Origin of the sequence: Alkanindiges illinoisensis (assembly GCF_004377485.1) — a bacterium.
Lineage (GTDB): Bacteria > Pseudomonadota > Gammaproteobacteria > Pseudomonadales > Moraxellaceae > Alkanindiges > Alkanindiges illinoisensis_A.
Window position 1 is genome coordinate 1 of record NZ_SNTY01000062.1, and the last position, 1957, is coordinate 1957.

The 1957-nt window shown below is 51.0% G+C and carries 1 rRNA gene; it reads left to right on the top strand.

What is annotated here, in order from left to right:
* A 23S ribosomal RNA gene (locus E2B99_RS12055) occupies nucleotides 1–1924 on the top strand; the annotation flags it as partial.
* Nucleotides 1925–1957 lie beyond the last annotated feature (33 nt).

Here is a 1957-nt window from a genome sequence, read left to right on the forward strand (position 1 = left end):
AAACAATCCAGACCGCCAGCTAAGGCCCCAAAATCATAGTTAAGTGGGAAACGATGTGGGAAGGCATAGACAGCTAGGAGGTTGGCTTAGAAGCAGCCATCCTTTAAAGAAAGCGTAATAGCTCACTAGTCGAGTCGGCCTGCGCGGAAGATGTAACGGGGCTAAAACTATGTGCCGAAGCTGCGGATGCACATTTATGTGCGTGGTAGGGGAGCGTTGTGTAAGCCTGTGAAGGTGTGTTGAGAAGCATGCTGGAGGTATCACAAGTGCGAATGCTGACGTGAGTAACGATAAAGGGAGTGAAAAACTCCCTCGCCGAAAGACCAAGGGTTCCAGTCCAACGTTAATCGGGGCTGGGTGAGTCGGTCCCTAAGGTGAGGCAGAAATGCGTAATCGATGGGAAATTGGTTAATATTCCAATACTTCTGTATCATGCGATGAGGGGACGGAGAAGGTTAAGTCAGCCTGGCGTTGGTTGTCCAGGTGGAAGACGGTAGGCATGCATCCTAGGCAAATCCGGGGTGCTCTATGCTGAGAGTCGATAGCAAGCGGTACTTGTACCGCGAAGTGGCTGATACCATGCTTCCAGGAAAAGCCTCTAAGCTTCAGTGATACAGGAACCGTACCCGAAACCGACACAGGTGGTCAGGTCGAGTAGACCAAGGCGCTTGAGAGAACTCTGCTGAAGGAACTAGGCAAAATAGTACCGTAACTTCGGGAGAAGGTACGCTGCTGTTGGTGCGAGAATTTACTTCTCAAGCTGATGGCAGCCTCAGTAACCAGGCCGCTGCAACTGTTTATTAAAAACATAGCACTCTGCAAACACGAAAGTGGACGTATAGGGTGTGATGCCTGCCCGGTGCTGGAAGGTTAATTGATGGGGTTAGCGTAAGCGAAGCTCTTGATCGAAGCCCCAGTAAACGGCGGCCGTAACTATAACGGTCCTAAGGTAGCGAAATTCCTTGTCGGGTAAGTTCCGACCTGCACGAATGGCATAATGATGGCGGCGCTGTCTCCAGCAGAGACTCAGTGAAATCGAAATCGCGGTGAAGATGCCGTGTACCCGTGGCTAGACGGAAAGACCCCGTGAACCTTTACTGCAGCTTGACATTGAACTTTGACCTTACTTGTGTAGGATAGGTGGGAGGCTATGAAGTTGGGACGCCAGTTCCAATGGAGCCATCCTTGAAATACCACCCTGGTAATGTTGAGGTTCTAACCATGACCCGTTATCCGGGTCTGGGACCATGTCTGGTGGGTAGTTTGACTGGGGCGGTCTCCTCCTAAAGAGTAACGGAGGAGTACGAAGGTGCGCTCAGCGTGGTCGGAAATCACGCGTAGAGTATAAAGGCAAAAGCGCGCTTAACTGCGAGACCCACAAGTCGAGCAGGTACGAAAGTAGGTCTTAGTGATCCGGTGGTTCTGTATGGAAGGGCCATCGCTCAACGGATAAAAGGTACTCTGGGGATAACAGGCTGATACCGCCCAAGAGTTCATATCGACGGCGGTGTTTGGCACCTCGATGTCGGCTCATCTCATCCTGGGGCTGAAGCAGGTCCCAAGGGTATGGCTGTTCGCCATTTAAAGAGGTACGCGAGCTGGGTTTAGAACGTCGTGAGACAGTTCGGTCCCTATCTACCATGGGCGCTGGAAATTTGAGAGGATCTGCTCCTAGTACGAGAGGACCAGAGTGGACGAACCTCTGGTGTTCCGGTTGTCACGCCAGTGGCACAGCCGGGTAGCTATGTTCGGAAGGGATAAGTGCTGAAAGCATCTAAGTACGAAGCCCACCTCAAGATTAGATTTCCCTTAGACTTTATGTCTACTAAAGAGCCGTTCGAGACTAGGACGTTGATAGGTTGGGTGTGGAAGCGCAGTGATGTGTGAAGCTAACCAATACTAATTGCTCGTGAGGCTTGACTATACAACACCTAAAACGTTGTAGAACCTTAAAACC